Annotated in this window: 16 protein-coding genes and 2 pseudogenes; 12 read left to right on the forward strand and 6 right to left on the reverse strand. The window is 64.6% G+C overall.

Annotated elements, in window-relative coordinates; genetic code table 11:
- The first annotated feature begins 105 nt into the window (after window positions 1–105).
- Window positions 106–519 carry an NAD(+)--rifampin ADP-ribosyltransferase gene (arr, locus tag OKW52_RS12055; RefSeq protein ID WP_264505920.1) on the forward strand — a complete coding sequence of 138 codons (414 nt, stop codon included), beginning with the start codon at window positions 106–108 and terminating at the stop codon, window positions 517–519.
- Window positions 520–543: 24 nt separating this feature from the next.
- Here the strand turns inward: arr and OKW52_RS23290 are convergent.
- The 3 genes and pseudogenes from OKW52_RS23290 to OKW52_RS12065 form a co-directional block, all read right to left on the reverse strand.
- Window positions 544–1,616: pseudogene (locus OKW52_RS23290) on the reverse strand (cobaltochelatase CobT-related protein).
- Between the two features lie 30 nt (window positions 1,617–1,646).
- A pseudogene (locus OKW52_RS23295) lies at window positions 1,647–2,417 on the reverse strand (cobaltochelatase subunit CobT); the annotation flags it as partial.
- 133 nt (window positions 2,418–2,550) lie between these two features.
- Complete coding sequence (locus OKW52_RS12065; RefSeq protein WP_264505921.1) at window positions 2,551–3,153, reverse strand: hypothetical protein; 603 nt, start codon at window positions 3,151–3,153, stop codon at window positions 2,551–2,553.
- A gap of 155 nt (window positions 3,154–3,308) precedes the next feature.
- On the opposite strand from OKW52_RS12065, the gene OKW52_RS12070 reads away from it, so the two are divergent.
- On the forward strand, window positions 3,309–3,893 hold the full coding sequence (locus OKW52_RS12070) for an NADPH-dependent FMN reductase (RefSeq protein ID WP_264505922.1): 585 nt from the start codon (window positions 3,309–3,311) through the stop codon (window positions 3,891–3,893).
- 252 nt (window positions 3,894–4,145) lie between these two features.
- On the opposite strand, the gene cobS is transcribed toward OKW52_RS12070, so the two are convergent.
- Window positions 4,146–5,120, reverse strand: a complete 975-nt coding sequence (gene cobS / locus OKW52_RS12075) for a cobaltochelatase subunit CobS (protein WP_264505923.1) — start codon at window positions 5,118–5,120, stop codon at window positions 4,146–4,148.
- Between the two features lie 334 nt (window positions 5,121–5,454).
- Between cobS and OKW52_RS12080 the strand changes: the two genes are divergently transcribed.
- Window positions 5,455–5,583, forward strand: coding sequence for a hypothetical protein (locus OKW52_RS12080; protein ID WP_264505924.1), 129 nt, complete (start codon window positions 5,455–5,457; stop codon window positions 5,581–5,583).
- Window positions 5,584–5,608: 25 nt separating this feature from the next.
- Here OKW52_RS12080 and OKW52_RS12085 read toward each other — a convergent pair whose 3' ends face one another.
- The gene (locus OKW52_RS12085) at window positions 5,609–5,800 is read right to left on the reverse strand and encodes a hypothetical protein (RefSeq protein ID WP_264505925.1); all 192 of its coding nucleotides are present in this window, start codon (window positions 5,798–5,800) and stop codon (window positions 5,609–5,611) included.
- Window positions 5,801–6,007: 207 nt separating this feature from the next.
- Here OKW52_RS12085 and OKW52_RS12090 point away from each other — a divergent pair, with 207 nt between their 5' ends.
- From OKW52_RS12090 to OKW52_RS12105, 4 genes are all read left to right on the forward strand, one after another.
- On the forward strand, window positions 6,008–6,229 hold the full coding sequence (locus OKW52_RS12090) for an AEC family transporter (RefSeq protein ID WP_264505926.1): 222 nt from the start codon (window positions 6,008–6,010) through the stop codon (window positions 6,227–6,229).
- Between the two features lie 55 nt (window positions 6,230–6,284).
- Window positions 6,285–7,253 carry a DUF808 domain-containing protein gene (locus OKW52_RS12095; RefSeq protein WP_264505927.1) on the forward strand — a complete coding sequence of 323 codons (969 nt, stop codon included), beginning with the start codon at window positions 6,285–6,287 and terminating at the stop codon, window positions 7,251–7,253.
- A 76-nt stretch (window positions 7,254–7,329) separates the two neighbouring features.
- On the forward strand, window positions 7,330–8,034 hold the full coding sequence (locus OKW52_RS12100) for a DUF5765 domain-containing protein (protein WP_264505928.1): 705 nt from the start codon (window positions 7,330–7,332) through the stop codon (window positions 8,032–8,034).
- A gap of 267 nt (window positions 8,035–8,301) precedes the next feature.
- Window positions 8,302–9,384, forward strand: a complete 1,083-nt coding sequence (locus tag OKW52_RS12105; protein ID WP_264505929.1) for a zinc-binding dehydrogenase — start codon at window positions 8,302–8,304, stop codon at window positions 9,382–9,384.
- Between the two features lie 2 nt (window positions 9,385–9,386).
- Here the strand turns inward: OKW52_RS12105 and OKW52_RS12110 are convergent, their stop codons facing one another.
- Complete coding sequence (locus tag OKW52_RS12110) at window positions 9,387–9,821, reverse strand: GNAT family N-acetyltransferase (RefSeq protein ID WP_264505930.1); 435 nt, start codon at window positions 9,819–9,821, stop codon at window positions 9,387–9,389.
- 31 nt (window positions 9,822–9,852) lie between these two features.
- Here OKW52_RS12110 and OKW52_RS12115 point away from each other — a divergent pair, with 31 nt between their 5' ends.
- The 5 genes from OKW52_RS12115 to OKW52_RS12135 all read left to right on the forward strand — a co-directional run bounded on the left by OKW52_RS12115 (window position 9,853) and on the right by OKW52_RS12135 (window position 17,511).
- Window positions 9,853–11,085: a mandelate racemase/muconate lactonizing enzyme family protein gene (locus tag OKW52_RS12115; RefSeq protein ID WP_264505931.1), complete on the forward strand. Its 1,233-nt coding sequence runs from the start codon at window positions 9,853–9,855 to the stop codon at window positions 11,083–11,085.
- Between the two features lie 214 nt (window positions 11,086–11,299).
- Window positions 11,300–12,943: an ABC transporter substrate-binding protein gene (locus tag OKW52_RS12120; RefSeq protein ID WP_264505932.1), complete on the forward strand. Its 1,644-nt coding sequence runs from the start codon at window positions 11,300–11,302 to the stop codon at window positions 12,941–12,943.
- 130 nt (window positions 12,944–13,073) lie between these two features.
- The gene (locus OKW52_RS12125; protein ID WP_264505933.1) at window positions 13,074–14,159 is read left to right on the forward strand and encodes an ABC transporter permease; all 1,086 of its coding nucleotides are present in this window, start codon (window positions 13,074–13,076) and stop codon (window positions 14,157–14,159) included.
- Between the two features lie 12 nt (window positions 14,160–14,171).
- The gene (locus OKW52_RS12130; RefSeq protein ID WP_264505934.1) at window positions 14,172–15,332 is read left to right on the forward strand and encodes an ABC transporter permease; all 1,161 of its coding nucleotides are present in this window, start codon (window positions 14,172–14,174) and stop codon (window positions 15,330–15,332) included.
- A gap of 94 nt (window positions 15,333–15,426) precedes the next feature.
- Window positions 15,427–17,511: a dipeptide ABC transporter ATP-binding protein gene (locus OKW52_RS12135; protein ID WP_264505935.1), complete on the forward strand. Its 2,085-nt coding sequence runs from the start codon at window positions 15,427–15,429 to the stop codon at window positions 17,509–17,511.
- The last annotated feature ends 13 nt before the right edge of the window (window positions 17,512–17,524 follow it).

A 17,524-nucleotide genomic window follows, 5' to 3' on the forward strand; every position in this document is an offset into this window, starting at 1 on the left:
CCGCAAGGTACTGGCAACCAGAGCAGAACTGTCACAAAGGGGTCGCCTTTTCGCATGCCGGTGCTAGCGTGCTCAGCTGACCTGTCGTCAGGGAGGCGCATCAGCATGTCCGCAGCCGTCACCGTGTTCACGCGGCAGTATTTCCACGGCACGCGGGCCAATCTGGCGCCCGGTGATCTGATCCGCCTCGGCTACAGGTCGAATTTCACAGCGGGCAGCGCGCTGTCCTGGGTCTATTGCACCGGCACGCTGGACGCGGCGATCTGGGGGGCGGAACTGGCCGGTGGCGAGGGGGCAGGGCGGATCTACGTCGTGGAACCAACCGGGCCGCTCGAGGACGATCCCAATGTCACCGACAAGAAATTCGCGGGCAATCCGACGCAATCGTTCCGCTCGCGCGACCCGTTGCGGGTGGTGGCCGAGGTCGTGCGCTGGCAGGGGCACCCGCCCGAGCAGGTGCAGCAGATGAAGGACGCTTTGACGCGGCTGCACGCGCAGGGCGCCGAAATCATCGACTGACGCGGGGACTGACGCAGGCGCGCGTTACCGCCGCCCGACGTTCGCCATGCCCATCACCCGTGCCCTTGCGCGCGGGTCGCTGTCGAACAGCGCCGCCAGTTGCTCGGTCATCGCGCCCGCCAGTTGCTCGACATCGGTGATCGTCACCGCGCGCTCGTAGTAGCGGGTCACGTCATGGCCGATGCCGATGGCCAGCAACTCCACCGCCTTGCGTTTTTCGATCATCTCGATCACGTCGCGCAGGTGTTTTTCCAGAAAATTGGCCGAGTTGACCGACAGCGTGCTGTCATCCACCGGCGCGCCGTCCGAGATCACCATCAGGATCTTGCGTTGCTCGCGCCGCCCCGTCATCCGCCGGTGCGCCCATTCCAGCGCCTCGCCGTCGATGTTCTCTTTCAGCAGGCCCTCTTTCATCATCAGGCCCAGATTGTCGCGCACCCGCCGCCACGGCGCATCGGCGCCCTTATAGACGATGTGGCGCAGGTCGTTCAGGCGACCGGGGCTTTGCTTGCGGCCTTCGGCCAGCCATTTCTCGCGGCTCTGGCCCCCTTCCACGCGCGGGTGGTAAAGCCGAGGATCTCGACCTTGACCTGACAGCGCTCCAGCGTGCGGGCCAGAACGTCGGCGCAGATCGCGGCGATCGAGATCGGACGCCCGCGCATCGAGCCCGAGTTATCCAGAAGCAGCGTCACCATCGTGTCGCGGAAATCGGTGTCCTTTTCCCACTTGAAGCTGAGCGGCGTGGTCGGGTTGGCAACGACACGGGCCAGACGACCGGCATCGAGAATGCCTTCCTCTTTGTCGAACTCCCATGAGCGGTTCTGCTGCGCCTGCAAGCGGCGTTGCAGCTTGTTGGCCAGACGGCTCACCGCGCCTTTGAGCGGCTCAAGCTGCTGGTCCAGATAGGCGCGCAGGCGCTCCAGCTCGGCGGGTTCGGCCAGATCCTCGGCCAGAACCTCTTCGTCGAACTGCGAGGTGAAGACGGCGTAATGGGGATCGGCGTCCGAATAGGGCGCCGGTGCCGGCGGCTCCGGCGGAGCCTCGGCCTGCGGCATCTCGGTTTCCTCGGACATTTCGTCCTCGGCCTGATCATCCATCACCGTTTCGGTTTCGGCGGATTCCTCGCGCGGGCCGTCGTCCGATTGCTCGGTCTCGTCCTGCTGCTGATCGTCGTCGCCCTGCGAATCCGGGTTTTCGGGGGCCTCTTCGGACTGATCCTCGCTGCCCTCTTCGTCGTCGCCCATGTCGTCGGGATCGTCGCCCAGCTGGTCGCCATAGCCCAGATCGCTGATCACCTGACGCGCCAGCTTGGCAAACTGCGACTGGTCGCGCAGCGCCTTGTCCAGACCTTCCAGCGTGCCGCTGGCCTGTTCTTCAAAGAACGGACGCCACATGTCGGCGACGGTGTTGGCGCCCTTGGGCAGCGGACGGCCCGAGGCCATCTCGCGGATCAGATAGCCTGCCGCAACCGACAGCGGGGCCTCGGCCTGGCTACGGATCTGCGAATAGCCTTTGCGATCCGCCTCATAGCCGATACGCGCGTCGATGTTGGACGCCGTGCCGGGCATGTATTGCGCGCCGACGGCCTCGCAGCGGGCGGTTTCCATCGCCTCGTAGAGATCGCGCGCCATCTGGCCTTGGGGCAGATAGCGGGTGTGCACGCCCTCGTCGTGATAGCGCCGTTTCATCGCGAAACTGTCCGCCGTGCCGCGCGCCAGCAGCACCTCGTCGCGGGTCATGCGGCGGGTGACCTGCGGCAGGCGCATGGTCTCTTTCGTCATCCCCGGAGGATCAACCGTGAAGCTGACCGCAATCTCGGCGTCATCGGCCAGAACGCGCGTCGCTTCGGTCAGCGCCTTCTTGAAGGGATCGGCGGGGTTATCTGAAGGTTTTTGCATGGGTCAGCGTCGGCCGTTCATTTGTCGTGAGGGGCGCACGCAAGCCTTGCTGGCCATCGCGCAGGTCTCTTTGCAACAGGTAAACCACCCTCGCCGGGTCGGGGCAAGGGGAACCAAGGGATGCGGCGTGGCGTCAGTCGAAAAGCCTGCTGCAGACGGGCGGCACAAAGTCTTCGGTCAGCCCACTCAGCGCGATTGCCCGGCTGCTGCTGGTCCCGGCTTCGATCACCTCGGCGCGGCCGTCGCCCGGGCCGTAGGTCAGCGTGTAGCGGCCGGTCAGCAGGTTGACCGAGCAGGTGCCGTAATGGCCGGGGTCAATGCGGTCGTGGAACGTATAATCATAGCCCGCGACCTTCCACATCCCGTCGCGCCAGGCCACGGTGATGTGCTGTTCCCACGGGGTTCGCCCGATGGCGGTCTGCGTGGAGCGGATCGCGAAACTGGTGGCGCTGCGGGCCTCAAGCCGGGGCATCTGCCCGGCCATGGGTCCGGCCCAGATCACCCCGTCAAGCCGCAACACCGGCTCGAGCCCGGTCATGTCGTTGCCCTCAAAGAGCACGAGATCCGCCATGCCCTCATCGCGCAGGAAAAGGATGGCCGCATCGGCGCTTTGATTGGCGTTCCAGTCGCCCGACAGCACCGAAACGATCCGCTGTTCCGCCTGTGCAGGCAGCGCGGAGCCAAGGCAGATCAGGGCCGCAACACCCTGCAGATACGGAGAAAATGGTTTTTTCATACCCGAGTTGTGCCACCGACCGCCGGGGCTTGGCAAGTCCTTGCCACAAGCTTCACGCAGTTGCGCACATTGCATGTGCGGCCTTGCGGAAATGACAAATGCGCCGTGGTGCACATCTTAGGCCCAGCAAACAACACAGTGTCAGGAGACTTCCAATGACCAGCAAACCCCGCATCGGCGTTATCATCAGCTCGACCCGCGACTCGCGCTTTGCCGACAAGCCCGCCCAGTGGATCCTTGAAAAAGCCAAGGCCAAAGACTGGGACGTCGAGCTGGTTGACATCAAGGATTTCGATCTGCCGTTCTTCAACGAACCTGCGTCGAACGCCTGGATGCCCTCGTCCGATCCGGCGGCGATCAAATGGCAGGAAAAGATTGCCACGTTTGACGGGTTCATCTTTGTGCTGGCCGAGTACAACCACTCGATCACCGGCGCTTTGAAAAACGCGCTGGATCAGGCCTATGTCGAATGGAACCGCAAAGCTTACGGCGTTGTCGGTTACGGTGGTGTTGGTGCCGCCCGTGCCGCCGAACACCTGCGCACCATCGGTGTCGAGCTGCAAATGGCCTCGACCCGGTCGGGCGTGTACATCGGCGGCGGCGACTTCATCGCGATCCACCCGCTGGGTCAGCAGAACAAGCCGATGTCGGACATCGAAGGCTCGATCGGCCCGTCGGCGGGTGCGATGCTGGACGAACTGGACTGGTGGACCCGCGCCACGATGGCTGCCCGGGGCTGAGGCCCTGAGGGTGGGGTGAAACCCCACCCTACCAGCGCGCCGGCGTAGGGTGGGGTTTCACCCCACCTGAGCGCCACGATGGCTGCCGGTGCGGCCAGAGCGACGATCTTTCACGCTACCTCGTGAAGAATGGCGGTCCCTTCGGGGGCCGTCATTTTTGTATCGGGGCCCGTCCAGCGGCTGAAACCGACACCGCAGACACGAAAAAACGCCCCGCAGGGCGTTTTCAAACTCGTGACAGGCGCCGGGGGCTTAGCCCAGGGCGATGCTCGCCGCGCTCTCGGGCAGTTCTTCGCCAAAGCAACGCTGATAGAACTCGGCGACCGTCTGGCGCTCAAGCTCGTCGCATTTGTTCAGGAAGGTCAGGCGGAACGCGTAGCCGATGTTGCGAAAAATCCGGGCGTTTTCTGCCCAGTTGATCACCGTGCGCGGCGACATGACGGTCGAGAGCTGACCCTTCATGAACGCCGTGCGCGTCAGATCCGCCACGGTCACCATCTGGCTGATTTCCTGACGGCCCTTGGCGGTGTTGTAATGCGGGTTCTTGGCCAGCACGATGTTGGTCTCGGCATCATGCGACAGATAGTTCAGCGTTGCGACCAGCGACCAGCGGTCCATCTGGGCTTGGTTGATCTGCTGCGTGCCGTGATACAGGCCGGTCGTATCGCCCAGACCGACGGTGTTGGCCGTGGCGAACAGGCGGAAGGACGGATGCGGGGTGATGATCTCGTTTTGATCGAGCAGCGTCAGCTTGCCGTCATGCTCCAGAACGCGCTGGATCACGAACATCACGTCCGCGCGGCCCGCATCGTATTCGTCGAACACGATGGCGCAGGGGTTGCGCAGGGCCCAGGGCAGAATGCCCTCGTGGAATTCGGTGACCTGCTTGCCGTCGCGCAGCTTGATCGCATCCTTGCCGATCAGGTCGATCCGGCTGATGTGGCTGTCAAGGTTGACGCGCACGGTCGGCCAGTTCAGCCGGGCGGCGACTTGCTCGATATGGGTCGATTTACCCGTACCGTGATACCCTTGGATCATCACGCGACGGTTATAGGCAAAACCGGCCAGAATCGCCATCGTGGTGTCGGGATCAAACTTATAGGTCGGGTCAAAGTCGGGCACGCGGTCGGTGGCCTCGGCAAAACCCTTGACCTTCATCTCGGTGTCGATCCCGAAGACCTCGCTGACAGAGATTTCCTCGGTGGGTTTCGCAATGGTATCGAGCATGGGGCCGCCTTTTATCCGTATCGCAGCCCGCACGCGCGCGCCGTTCGGGGTTTTGTGGAGCATTCCGCCAGCCTGCGCAAGGGGGCGCTGGGTCACGCTACGGCACGTCAGTCGTGCCGTGCAGCAAAGAATGCCGCCGCACCCCTGTCCCTGGCGGCACGCGCCCCCAGCACCGCGCGCGACCGTCCGCGTGAGTCGCTGCCATGACCAGTATCCTTGCGACCCTGCCGGTTTCGGCGCTGATTCCAGCGGGCTATTTGCTGGTCTGGCATGATGTGATCCCGCGATCCCGCGCGCGCAGGGGCAGGGCATCGATACGCTGGCCTTCTGGCGGATGATCCCGGCGATTGCCTTATCGGATCTGTCGCGCGTCGCCCATGGTCCCTTTGTGCCCGCGCTTCTGATCACGCTGGCCGTGCCGGGCGCGGTCGTGCTGGCCCTCATGGCAGTGTCACCGGGGTAAGCGCGCCGGTTTTCGCCACGCTTTTTCAGGTCGCAACGCGCTCGAACGCCTTTGTTGCCCTCACCGCCGCCGGACAGCGGGCCGGGCCCGAGGGCCAGTTGTGGCTTGCCGAGGCTATGGCGGTCACGGTGGCGGTGATCATCGTGGGCACTCTCGGCGTGCGCAACCTGTGGGGACCGGCGAAATCCAGTCCTGCTTCGGTGATGCGGAGGATCATCAAGAACCCGCTGGTTCAGGCCTGCATGATCGGAGACGCACTTACCTTGTCCGGGCTCCCGGTGCCCGAGGTGTTGATCACCACGCTGGATCTGGTCGGCCGTGCCGCTTTGGGCGTCGGCCTGTTGGCGGGAGGGGCAGGGCTGCCCCCGCGCGGTTGTTCCAAGCCTCGGGCCGGAGGGGGACCGGCATCCTGCTGCGCCCTGTGGTGGCTCCTGCGATCTTCGTCGGCGTGGCGGTGGGGCTTGAGCCGTCGGCGGTGCTGGCGGGCCGTCTGGCCTTTGTCGTCCCTGCCGCCTCGAACGGGTATATTCTGGCCTGCAGGCCGGGCGGCGACGCCGCGCTTTATGCCGCGATCCTCTCCTTTCAGACCCTCCTAAGTGTGGCGCTGATACCCGTGCTGGCGATCGCCGAGGGAGCGTTGGTCTGACGGGTTGCGGCGGCGCAGCACCGCAGCTACGCTTCTGCGCAAAACAGGAGCCAACATGAGCGGACTTCTCGCGCTTCTCGACGACGTGGCGGGTATTGCCAAAGTGGCAGCAGCCCAGATCGACGACATCGCCGGAGCCGCCGCCAAGGCTGGCGCCAAGGCCGCCGGCGCGGTGATCGACGACGCGGCTGTCACGCCGAACTACGTTCAGGGATTCGCCCCTGCCCGCGAATTGCCTATCGTTGGCAAGATCGCTCTGGGCTCGATCCGCAACAAGCTGTTGATCCTGTTGCCCGCCGCCATGCTGATGTCGGCCTTTGCGCCATGGCTTATCACGCCTCTGTTGATGCTGGGGGGCTCGTATCTGTGCTTTGAGGGGGCCGAGAAGATCTGGCACCTGTTCCGGCCCCACACCCCCCACGCCGATGGCAAGGTGCACAACGGCGATCCCCTGCACCTTGAAAGCGAAAAAGTCGCCGGCGCGATCAAGACCGACTTTATCCTCTCGGCCGAGATCATGACCATCATTCTTGCCGCCTTGCCTCAGGATCAGGGCATCTGGCTGCAGGGCGCGGCGCTGGCATTGGCGGCGGTGGGGATCACGGTGATTGTCTATGGTGGTGTCGCACTGATCGTGAAAGCCGATGACGTCGGGCTGTGGCTGGCGCGCGAAGGGCAGCTTTCGCTGACCCGCGGGCTGGGGCGTGGCGTGGTCCGGGTGATGCCGGGGTTCATGAAAACGCTGACCATTGTCGGGACGGCGGCGATGATCTGGGTCGGCGGCTCGATTGTCGTTCATGGGCTGTACGAACTGCTCTGGCCGCTGCCCTATGAATGGATCCACCATCAGGCCGTGGCGGCTGCGGCGCTGGTCGGCAGCGCGTCCGGTTTCGTCGAATGGGCGGTGACCGCGTTCTTCGATGGCATTCTGGGGCTGGCCTACGGGCTCTTGCTGATCCCGGTCGCGACCTGGGTGATCAACCCGGTGCTGAAGGCTGTGAGCCGGGACAAACCGGCGCATTGAATGTTTGCCCCGGCCCCCGCGCGTATGCTTGAGTGCGCGCACCTTTGGGGGAAGGACAACGCCGATGTGCTGGACGATGGGAGTCTCTGCGGCCATGGTCGCGCTTGGTGGCACCGCTACGGTGGTCTCGGCCCGGCGCAAGGATCCCTTGGCGATCCCGGTCACGCTGGGCTATTTCACGCTGATGGAGGCGTTGCAGGTCGCGGGCTATGCGGTGATCGACCAATGTTCGTCGCCGGTGAATCAGACGGTGACACTGCTGTCCGTGCTGCACATCGTTTTCCAGCCCTTGTTCATCAACGCCTTTGCCATGACGCTGGTGGCCAGACCCGTCGGGCGCGGGATGCGGTCGCTGGTGTTCTCGCTCTGCGCGGCGTCGTCCGTGCTGATGATCCTGCAACTCTACCCGTTCGACTGGGCGGGCAGCTGCGCGCCCGGCTCCAATCTCTGCGCGGCGCAGCTGTGCACGGTGAGCGGCGACTGGCATCAGGCGTGGGATGTGCCGTTCAACGGGCTGATGGTGCCGCTCGAGCAATCGTTGGGCCTGACCTGGGGCTTCCCGAGCTACCTTGTCGTCACCTTCGCCCTGCCGCTGCTCTATGGCGCGTGGCGACTGGTGCTGTTTCACGCATTGGCGGGGCCGATCGCGGCGGGGTTGCTCACGACCAATCCCAATGAGATCCCGGCCATCTGGTGCCTGTTCTCGATCGCCATCGTCCTGATCGGCCTCAGCCCGCTGATCCGCCGTCAGTTCACCGCCGGGCCGCCGTCGCCTGCGTGAGACCGCGCGGGGGGGCTGTCGGCCCCCCTCGGCCCGTGCCGGGCCTCACCCCCCGAGGATATTTTCAGACAGAAAATGCGCGGTTAACGAAACCTTAACAGCGCCTCTTTGCTCTGAAAATGTCCTCAGGAGGGTGCAGTCGGCGCCAGCCGAAGAGGCGGGCGGAAGGCCGCCCTTGCACCTTTGCCAAGCGCCTAGACGCTTCACAGGGGTTGCCCACCGCTGCTGTGCGGTGTTCTGTGGCATCAATCTGGGAGAGGAGCCTGTATGAAAGCCGCTGTTTGCCGAGCCTTTGGCGAGAAACTGACCATCGAAGAGGTCGTGCTGCGCGCCCCCGGGGCGGGTGAGGTGCAGGTCACCGTCGAAGCCGTCGCCATCTGTCATTCCGACATCGGCTTTCTGGACGGGCTCTGGGCCGGCCAGTTGCCTGCGGTTTACGGCCACGAGGCGGCCGGGCGCATCGCCGCGCTGGGGGACGGGGTGCAGGGGCTGGCGGTCGGCGATGCCGTCGTTGTGTCGATGATCCGCGCCTGTGGTCAGTGCCGCGCCTGTCGGACCGGCAAGCCGTTCCTGTGCGCCACCGCCTATAACCGGGGCAACGGCGTGCTGAGCCTGCCCGATGGCACCGTGGTCGAGCAGGGTCTGTCCACCGCCGGTTTCGCCGAATCCTGCGTGGTGCATGCCAGTCAGGTCGCCAAGGTGCCCGACGATCTGCCGATGCAGCTGGGCGCTTTGCTGGCCTGCGGCGTGATCACCGGCACCGGCGCGGTGATCAACACCGCGCAGGTCGCGCCCGGCGACAATGTCGTGGTGATCGGCGCAGGCGGTGTGGGGCTCAACGCGTTGCAGGGCGCAAAGCTGGCCGGCGCGAACAAGATCATCGCCATTGATCTGGCCGAGGAGAAGCTTGCCGCAGCGCTCGAGTTCGGGGCCACCGACACGCTGCGCGCCGATATGAAAGGCCTGCGCCGTGCGGTCATGGGCCTGACGGACGGCTACGGTGCCGATCATGTCTTCGTCGCCGTCGGCGCGATTGCCGCTTACGCACAAGCGCCCTCGCTGGCGTGCAAGGGCGGGCAGGTGGTGATGGTCGGCATGCCGCCCTCGGGCGTGAAGATGGAGGTCGAGCCGGTTATCGTCGCCGCCACCGCACAGACCCTGAAAGGCAGCTTCATGGGGGCGACTGTGGTGCAGCGCGACATTCCCTATCTGGTCGAGATGTGGCGGCAGGGTCGGTTGAAGCTGGAAGAGCTGGTGACGCAGACCTATCGCTTCGAGCAGATCAACGAGGCCATTGCAGACGCCCGGCAAGGCCATGTCCGGCGCAATGTGATCCTCATGGACCGGTGATGTCAGTCGTCCAGCGCGCCGTCCCAGCCATAGCCGATGAAGCTCACCTCATCGCCGCCCAGCCGCCGGTACAGCGCGCGGGCGGCGGTGTTGTCTGGTTCGGTGCCCAGCCAGATGCCCTGGCACCCCAGACGGCGGGCATGGTCGATCAGCGCCTGCGTCACCGCCCTCGCATAGCCGCGGCGCAAGACGGTGTCGCGGGTGCCGACCTCGTTGATGAACAACGATGGCGCCTTGTCGGGGTGCAGCAGGATGGTCCCCGAGGCAAAGCTGACCACCACCCCGTCCAGCAGGCCGACCACGATGTGGTGCAGCGGATCGGAGAGGAACGCTGCACTTTGCCCGGGGTCCACGGGATTGTCGAACAGCCCCGGCGGCGTTGCCAGCAGCAGGGGCAGGTCCGCTGGTTCCAGACATTTCACGATCAGATCAGTCACCGCATTTCCCCGGTTGCGCAGAGGTGAGGGCATGAAGCTAACAGACCTTGAGACTTTCGTCATCGGCACACCGCCCCCCGGATGGGGCGGGCGCTACTGGCTGATCGTCAAGCTGACCACCGACAACGGCATCACCGGCTATGGCGAGGTTTACGCCGCCTCGGTCGGTCCCAAGGCGATGGTCGCGGTGATCGAGGATGTCTTCGAGCGCCACATGCAGGGCGAGAACCCCGAGAGCATCGAGAAGATGTTCCGCCGGGTCTATTCCTCGGGCTTTACCCAGCGCCCGGATCTGACGGTGATGGGCGCTTTCTCGGGGCTGGAGATCGCCTGCTGGGATCTGATCGGCAAGGCACTGGACCGTCCGGTGCACGCGCTGCTGGGCGGGTTGCTGAACGAACGGCTGCGTGCCTATACCTATCTCTATCCGCTCGACGGGATGGATGCCGGGGCATTTTGGTCCTCGCCCGAGATGCAGGCGGAATCCGCGCTTGCAGCGGTAAATCAGGGCTTTACGGCGATCAAATTTGACCCCGCCGGGCCTTACACCATCCATGGCGGCCACCAGCCGGCGCTTTATGACATCGACCTGAGCGTGCGGATGTGCGCCGCGATCCGCAAGGCGGTGGGCAACCGGGCGGATCTGCTGTTTGGCACGCATGGGCAGTTCACGCCGTCGGGCGCGATCCGGCTGGGGCAGGCGTTGGAACCCTACAGCCCGCTCTGGTACGAAGAACCGATCCCGCCCGACAACCTGCTCGACTTTGCACAGGTGGCGCAGGCAGTGCGCATCCCGCTGGCGACGGGCGAGCGGCTGACGACCAAGGCCGAGTTCGGCACGCTTTTGCGCTCGGGCGGGGCGTCGATCCTGCAACCGGCGCTGGGCCGGTCGGGGGGCATTCTTGAGACCAAGAAGATCGCCGGCATGGCCGAGGCCTTTGGCGCGCAGGTGGCCCCGCATCTCTATGCCGGACCGGTCGAGTGGGCGGCGAATGTGCAGCTGGGGGCGACGCTGCCCAACCTCTTGCTGGTGGAGACAATCCAGACCGGCGGCACCTTCCATCTGCCGCTGATCCGCCATTCGCTGCGGGTGGAAGACGGCTATATCCCCGTGCCCACCGCGCCCGGTCTGGGCATCGCGTTTGACGAGGATCTGGCGCGCGAGCACCCTTACACCGGTCGCGATCTGCATCTTCAGGTGCAGGAAGCGCCGTGCAATTACGCGGCTGAGAACGCCTTCAAGGGCGGTGCCCCGCGCGAGTAAAAAACAGGCCCCCCGGCAAATCCGGCCTGCGTGCAAGGGTGAAGTTTCTGCAATGGCACCGGAATTCGGGTTGAAAAACTGGACCCGTCGCGTTTGGATAAGGACGGGTCGCATTTGGAGCGGCGTGTGTCGCGCTCCTGAGGCGCCATGACGGCAAGGATGGAGCAGGCACAGAACCGCCGCCCGCAAGATGATAACAAACAGGGAGACTGTTATGAATTTTTCCAAGGAAGCCGTTTCTGATCGTATCCATCCCGCCGCCACGATGTACGCGCGGGAATGCCAGGACGGCAAACTGAGCCGTCGCGAGTTCCTGACACGCACGACGGCACTGGGTGTCGCCTCGGTCACGGCTTACGGTCTGCTGGGTCTGGCCGCGCCTGAGGCTGTCGCGCAGGAAACCCCCGTCATGGGCGGCACGCTGCGCATGCAGATGATCATCAAGGCACAGCGCGATCCGCGCACCTGGGACTGGTCCGAGCACGCCAACGCGGTGCGCGGCTGGCTGGAATATCTGGTCGAGTACCAGCGCGACGGCTCGCTCAAGCCCGTGCTGATGGAAAGCTGGGAAGCCTCGGACGACGCCACCACCTACACGCTGAACATCCGTCAGGGCGTCAAGTGGAACAACGGCGACGACTTCACCGCCGCCGACGTGGCCCACAACATCGCCGCCTGGTGTGACACCAGCGTTGAAGGCAACTCGATGGCCACCCGCATGGGCGCGCTGGTCGAGGATGGTCAGCTGCGCGAAGGCGGCGTCGAGGTCGTCGACGACTACACGCTGCGCCTGAACCTCGCGACCGCCGACATCGCGCTGATCGTGTCGATGGCCGACTATCCCGCCGTGATGATGCACCCCTCGTTCGAGGGTGACGACGTTGTTGCCAACCCGATCGGCACCGGTCCCTATCGGCCGGTCAGCTACGAGCCGGGCATCGGCTGCGTGGTCGAGCGCAACACCGATCACACGTGGTGGAATGAGGGTAACGGCGCCTATCTGGACCGTATCGAGTTCGTCGATCTGGGCACCGACCCGGCGGCCTGGGTTGCGGCGGCAGAAGCGGGCGAAATCGACCTGAACTATCAGGCGCAGGGCGATATCATCGATATCTTCGATGCCATCGGCTATCCGCGCTCGGAAGCTGTCACCGCCTCCACCATCACCGTGCGCTTCAACCAGGACAGCGAGCCGTACGACAACCTCGCCGTGCGTCGCGCGCTGCAGAAGGCCGTCAACAACGCCGTGGTGCTTGAGCTGGGCTACAGCGATCTGGGCACCGTGGCGGAAAACCACCATGTCTGCCCGATCCACCCCGAATACGCCGAACTGCCGCCGCTGGTTGTCGATCCGGCTGCCGCTGCCGCTGAAATCGCCGAAGCGGGCTTTGCCGATTACGAATTCGAGCTGATCTCGGTCGATGAACCATGGCAGGCGGAAACCTGCGATGCGGTCGCCGCTCAGATCCGCGACGCGGGCATCAACATCAAGCGCACGATCCTGCCGGGTGCGACCTTCTGGAACGACTGGACCAAGTATCCGTTCTCGGCGACCGAATGGAACATGCGTCCGCTGGGCGTGCAGATCCTCAACCTGGCCTACAAGACCGGCGTTCCGTGGAACGAGGCTGCCTTTGCGAACGAAGAGTTCGACACGCTGCTCGATCAGGCCAACGGCATCGCCGATGCGGATGCGCGCCGCGAGGTCATGCACCGTCTGGAAGAGATCATGCAGGAAGAGGGCGTGCTCATTCAGCCCTACTGGCGCTCGATCTTCCGCAACGTGGCCGAGAACGTCCACGGGGCAGAAATGCACCCGACCTTCGTTGTGGACTATGTCCACTACTGGAAGTCGTAAGACACCGGGGCAGGGCGCGTTCATCACGCGCCCTGCGTCTTTCTAAGCCCGTCCCTTCCCGGAATCCTTCGCCGCAGCGGCGCAAGGGGCTGCGTTTCGCACCCTGACGCTGCCCGCCACAGGAGTCGCCATGCTGCTGTTTCTTACCCGGCGTATCGGCCTGATGTTGATCACGGCGTTGTGCCTGACCTTCATCGTCTTCGCGCTCACCAACATGCCCGCCAAGCTGAAAACACTGGCCAAGACGCAGGCCGGCGGTCGTCTGACCGACGCCGAAGTTGTCAGCTGGATCAACGAGAACGGCTACGGCACGCCGATGCTGACGCGCTACGGCGAATGGCTGGGCGTGGTGCCGGGCTGGGTGCGCGAGGAAGATGGCGTCGTTGTCCGCGGGCGCTGCGTCGATCTGACCGACGATCCTGGCAGGGCCGGTGAACGCTGCGGGCTGCTGCAAGGCGACTGGGGCTATTCCACCCGCTTTCAGGACAATGTCGGCACCGTGCTGAGCGCAAGGCTGGGGGCAACCGGTCTGTTGATGATGTGGGTGCTCATCGTGATGGTGCCCATGGCGCTGATCACCGGCGTGCTGGCCGGGATGCGCGAGGGCTCTCGCACCGACCGGACGCTCTCGACCTTCGCCATCGCCTCAACCGCCACCCCTGAATATGTCTCCGGCGTGGTGTTCATCGCGCTGCTGGCCTCGTCCACGGTCGGTATCTCGCCGATCCTTGCCGACTGGGGCTGGATCGACGGGCGCGTGCTGTTTCAGGGCAACGCCCGCTCGGCGATCGAGGGGATCACGCTGTCGAACTTCACCCTGCCGGTGCTCACTGTCGCGCTTTACGGCATGGGCTACGTTGCCCGCATCACCCGCGCCTCGATGACCGAGGTGATGACCCAGCAATACATCCGCACCGCGCGCCTCAAGGGCGTGGGTTTTTCCAGCATCGTCATGCGCCACGCCCTGCGCAACGCGCTGATCGCGCCGTTTACCGTGATCATGCTGCAGATCCCGTGGCTGCTGAACGGCGTGGTGATCACCGAGGTGCTGTTCAGCTACCCCGGCTTCGGCTGGACCCTCTATGAAGCCGCCGTGAACAACGACATCGAGCTGCTGCTGGCGTCTTCGGTCGTCGCCGTGGTGGTCGTGCTGGTAACGCAGTTGATCTCCGATATCGGCTATGTCTACCTCAATCCCCGCATCCGGATTTCGTAAGGAGCCATGCCCATGGACCCCCTGAGCTGGCTCCAGATCTTCGCCCGCCTCGCCCAGCAACTGCTGCCGGTGTGGATCGCCCTCGTTCTCACCTTCGGCCTGTCGATCCGCTACCGGCGGCGGCTGGGCCTCTATGGCAAGCTGTTTGACTCGACCGTCGGCATGATCGGCTTCGGCATCGTGCTGTTCTGGGTGTTCAGCGCGATCTTCGCCGACCTGATCATCACCCATGACGCGCTCAGTCAGGTCAGCCGCATGCGCAACGCGGTGCCCGGCTCGCCGCTGCCCGATCCCGGCGATCTGTACCCCTACTACCTGCTCGGTGGTGACAGCCTTGCCCGCGACGTGTTCTCGCGGGTGATCATGGGCGCGCGCGAGGTGCTGCGCATCGCCCCCTTCGCCGCGATGATCTCGTTCATGATCGGCATCACGCTGGGCCTGCCTGCCGGGTATTTCGGCGGCAAGCTGGATACGGGGCTGACCTTTCTGGCCAACCTCGTGCTGGCCTTCCCGGTGATCTTGCTGTTCTTCCTGCTGGTCGCGCCCGAGATTCAGGAAACCATCATCCCGCTGATCATGGCCGGGGTGCTCTTCATCGCGCCGATCCTGTTCCTGACCGTGCTGCTGAACGCGCGTTTCTTCACCCAGCCGCAGAAGCGCAACCTCTATGTCGGCGGCGTGCTGCTCGTTGGCGCCTGGGCCTATATCGGCCTTGTGTTCAACGCCGATCCGACCGGCCTGTGGTCGATGTCGCCGAACCTGCTCAACGTCTTCGTCGCCGTGGTGTTTGTGAACGCGCCGACCGTATTCCGCATCGTGCGCGGCATCACGCTGGACATCAAGACCCGCGACTATGTCGCCGCCGCCCAGACCCGCGGCGAGGGACCGTGGTACATCATGCTGTGGGAGATCCTGCCCAACGCCCGTGGACCCCTGATCGTCGATTTCTGCCTGCGCATCGGCTACACGACCATCCTTCTGGGCACGCTTGGTTTCTTCGGCCTCGGCGTCTCGCCCGAAAGCCCCGACTGGGGTTCGACCATCAACGCCGGTCGCCGGTTGCTCACTGTCTACCCGCACCCGGCACTGGTCCCGGCGCTGGCGCTGATGAGCCTCGTTCTGGGCCTCAACCTGCTGGCCGACGGGCTGCGCGAAGAAAGCCTGCGGGACTGATGCGCCGCGCTCGCTCCATCATCTGTCTGAAAATATCCCACGGGGGTCCGGGGGTGTGAAACCCCCGGTCCGTCAGTCGCCACAGGAGCCACCGATGACCAACTGGGACCCGTCGCAGCCGATCCTCGAGATCAAGAACCTCTCGATCTCGTTCTTCACCCGCTTGCGGGAAATTCCGGCGGTGATGGATTTCTCCTGCACCGTCATGCCGGGCGAGGCGATGGGCCTCGTCGGCGAATCCGGCTGCGGCAAATCCACCGTCGCGCTGGCGGTGATGCGCGATCTGGGCGTCAACGGGCGCATCGTCGGCGGCTCGATCACCTTCAAGGGCCGCGATCTGACCCAGATGAGCCAAGGCGATCTGCGCAAGCTGCGCGGCTCCGAGATCGCGATGATCTATCAGGAACCCATGGCCTCGCTGAACCCGGCGATGAAGATCGGCGCGCAGCTGGCCGAGGTGCCGATCATCCACCAGAACATGCCCAAGGCCGAGGCCTGGGCACTGGCCCGCAAAGTCGTCGCCGATGTGCGCCTGCCAGACCCCGACCGCATCCTGAACGCCTATCCGCACCAGCTCTCGGGCGGCCAGCAGCAGCGCATCGTCATCGCCATGGCGCTGATGTCCAAGCCCGCGCTGCTGATTCTGGACGAGCCGACGACCGCGCTCGACGTGACGGTCGAGGCCGGGATCGTCGATCTGGTAAACGTGCTGGCCGAGGAATACGGCACCTCGATGCTGTTCATCTCGCACAACCTCGGGCTGGTGATGGAGGTCTGCGACCGCCTGACGGTGATGTATTCCGGCGAGGCGGTGGAAACCGGCGACATCAAGGATGTCTTCGACACCATGCGCCACCCCTATACGCAGGCGCTGTTCCGCTCGATCCCGCTGCCCAGTGCCAACAAATCCGAACGTCCGCTGCGCGCCATTCCCGGCAACTTCCCGCTGCCGCACGAGCGGCCCAAGGGCTGCAACTTCGGCCCGCGCTGCGATTATTTCGAAGACGGGCGCTGCAACGCCACCGAGATTGCCATGCTCCCCGTCGCCGGGGACAGCCGCCACGCCAGCCGCTGCCTGAAGTTCGATGAAATCGACTGGGACGCGCCGCTGTCGGTCGGGCAGCAATACGCCCCGTCGCCCATCGGCGACGTCGTCCTGCGCATGGACGATGTGCGCAAGTATTACGAGATCGCGGCCTCGTCGATGTTCTCCAGCGGCGATACCAAGGTGGTCAAGGCCAACGAGACGCTCAGCTTCGACGCCCGCGAGGGCGAGACGCTGGCGATTGTGGGCGAATCCGGTTGCGGCAAGTCGACGTTCGCCAAGGTGCTCATGGGCCTGGAAACCGCGACCTCGGGCAACATCATGCTGTTCGACGAGAATGTGCAATCCACCCCGATCCAGTCGCGCAACACCGACACGGTGTCGTCGCTGCAGATGGTGTTCCAGAACCCGTTCGACACGCTGAACCCTTCGATGACCGTGGGCCGCCAGATCGTGCGGGCGCTGGAAATCTTCGGTGTCGGCAAGACGGACGGCGAACGCCAGACGCGCATGCTGGAATTGCTCGATCTAGTCAAACTGCCCCGCGAATTCGCCACCCGGATGCCGCGCCAGTTGTCAGGCGGGCAAAAGCAGCGCGTCGGCATCGCGCGCGCCTTTGCCGGCAACGCCAAGGTGGTGATCGCGGACGAGCCGGTCTCGGCACTGGACGTGTCGGTGCAGGCGGCGGTGACGCAGCTGTTGATGGACATTCAGCGTGAACACGGCACGACCCTGCTGTTCATCAGCCACGATCTGTCCATCGTGCGCTATCTCAGCGACCGGGTGCTGGTGATGTATCTGGGCCATGTGGTCGAACTGGGCACCACCGATCAGGTCTTTGCGCCGCCCTATCACCCCTATACCGAGGCGCTGCTCTCGGCGGTGCCCATCGCCGACACCAAGATCGTCAAGAAACGCATCGTGCTTGAGGGTGACATCCCTTCGGCCGTCAACCCGCCGCCGGGCTGCCCGTTCCAGACCCGTTGCCGCTGGAAATCTCAGGTGCCGGGCAACCTGTGCGACACCGAGATGCCACCGATGCGCGATCTGGGGGGCGGTCATCAGGTCAAATGCCACCTCAGCGCCGGGATCCTTGCGGATATGGAGCCGGTGTTCAAAGTGGCGGCGGAATAAGCCCGACCGCAAG

Source organism: Pararhodobacter zhoushanensis (assembly GCF_025949695.1).
GTDB lineage: Bacteria > Pseudomonadota > Alphaproteobacteria > Rhodobacterales > Rhodobacteraceae > Pararhodobacter > Pararhodobacter zhoushanensis_A.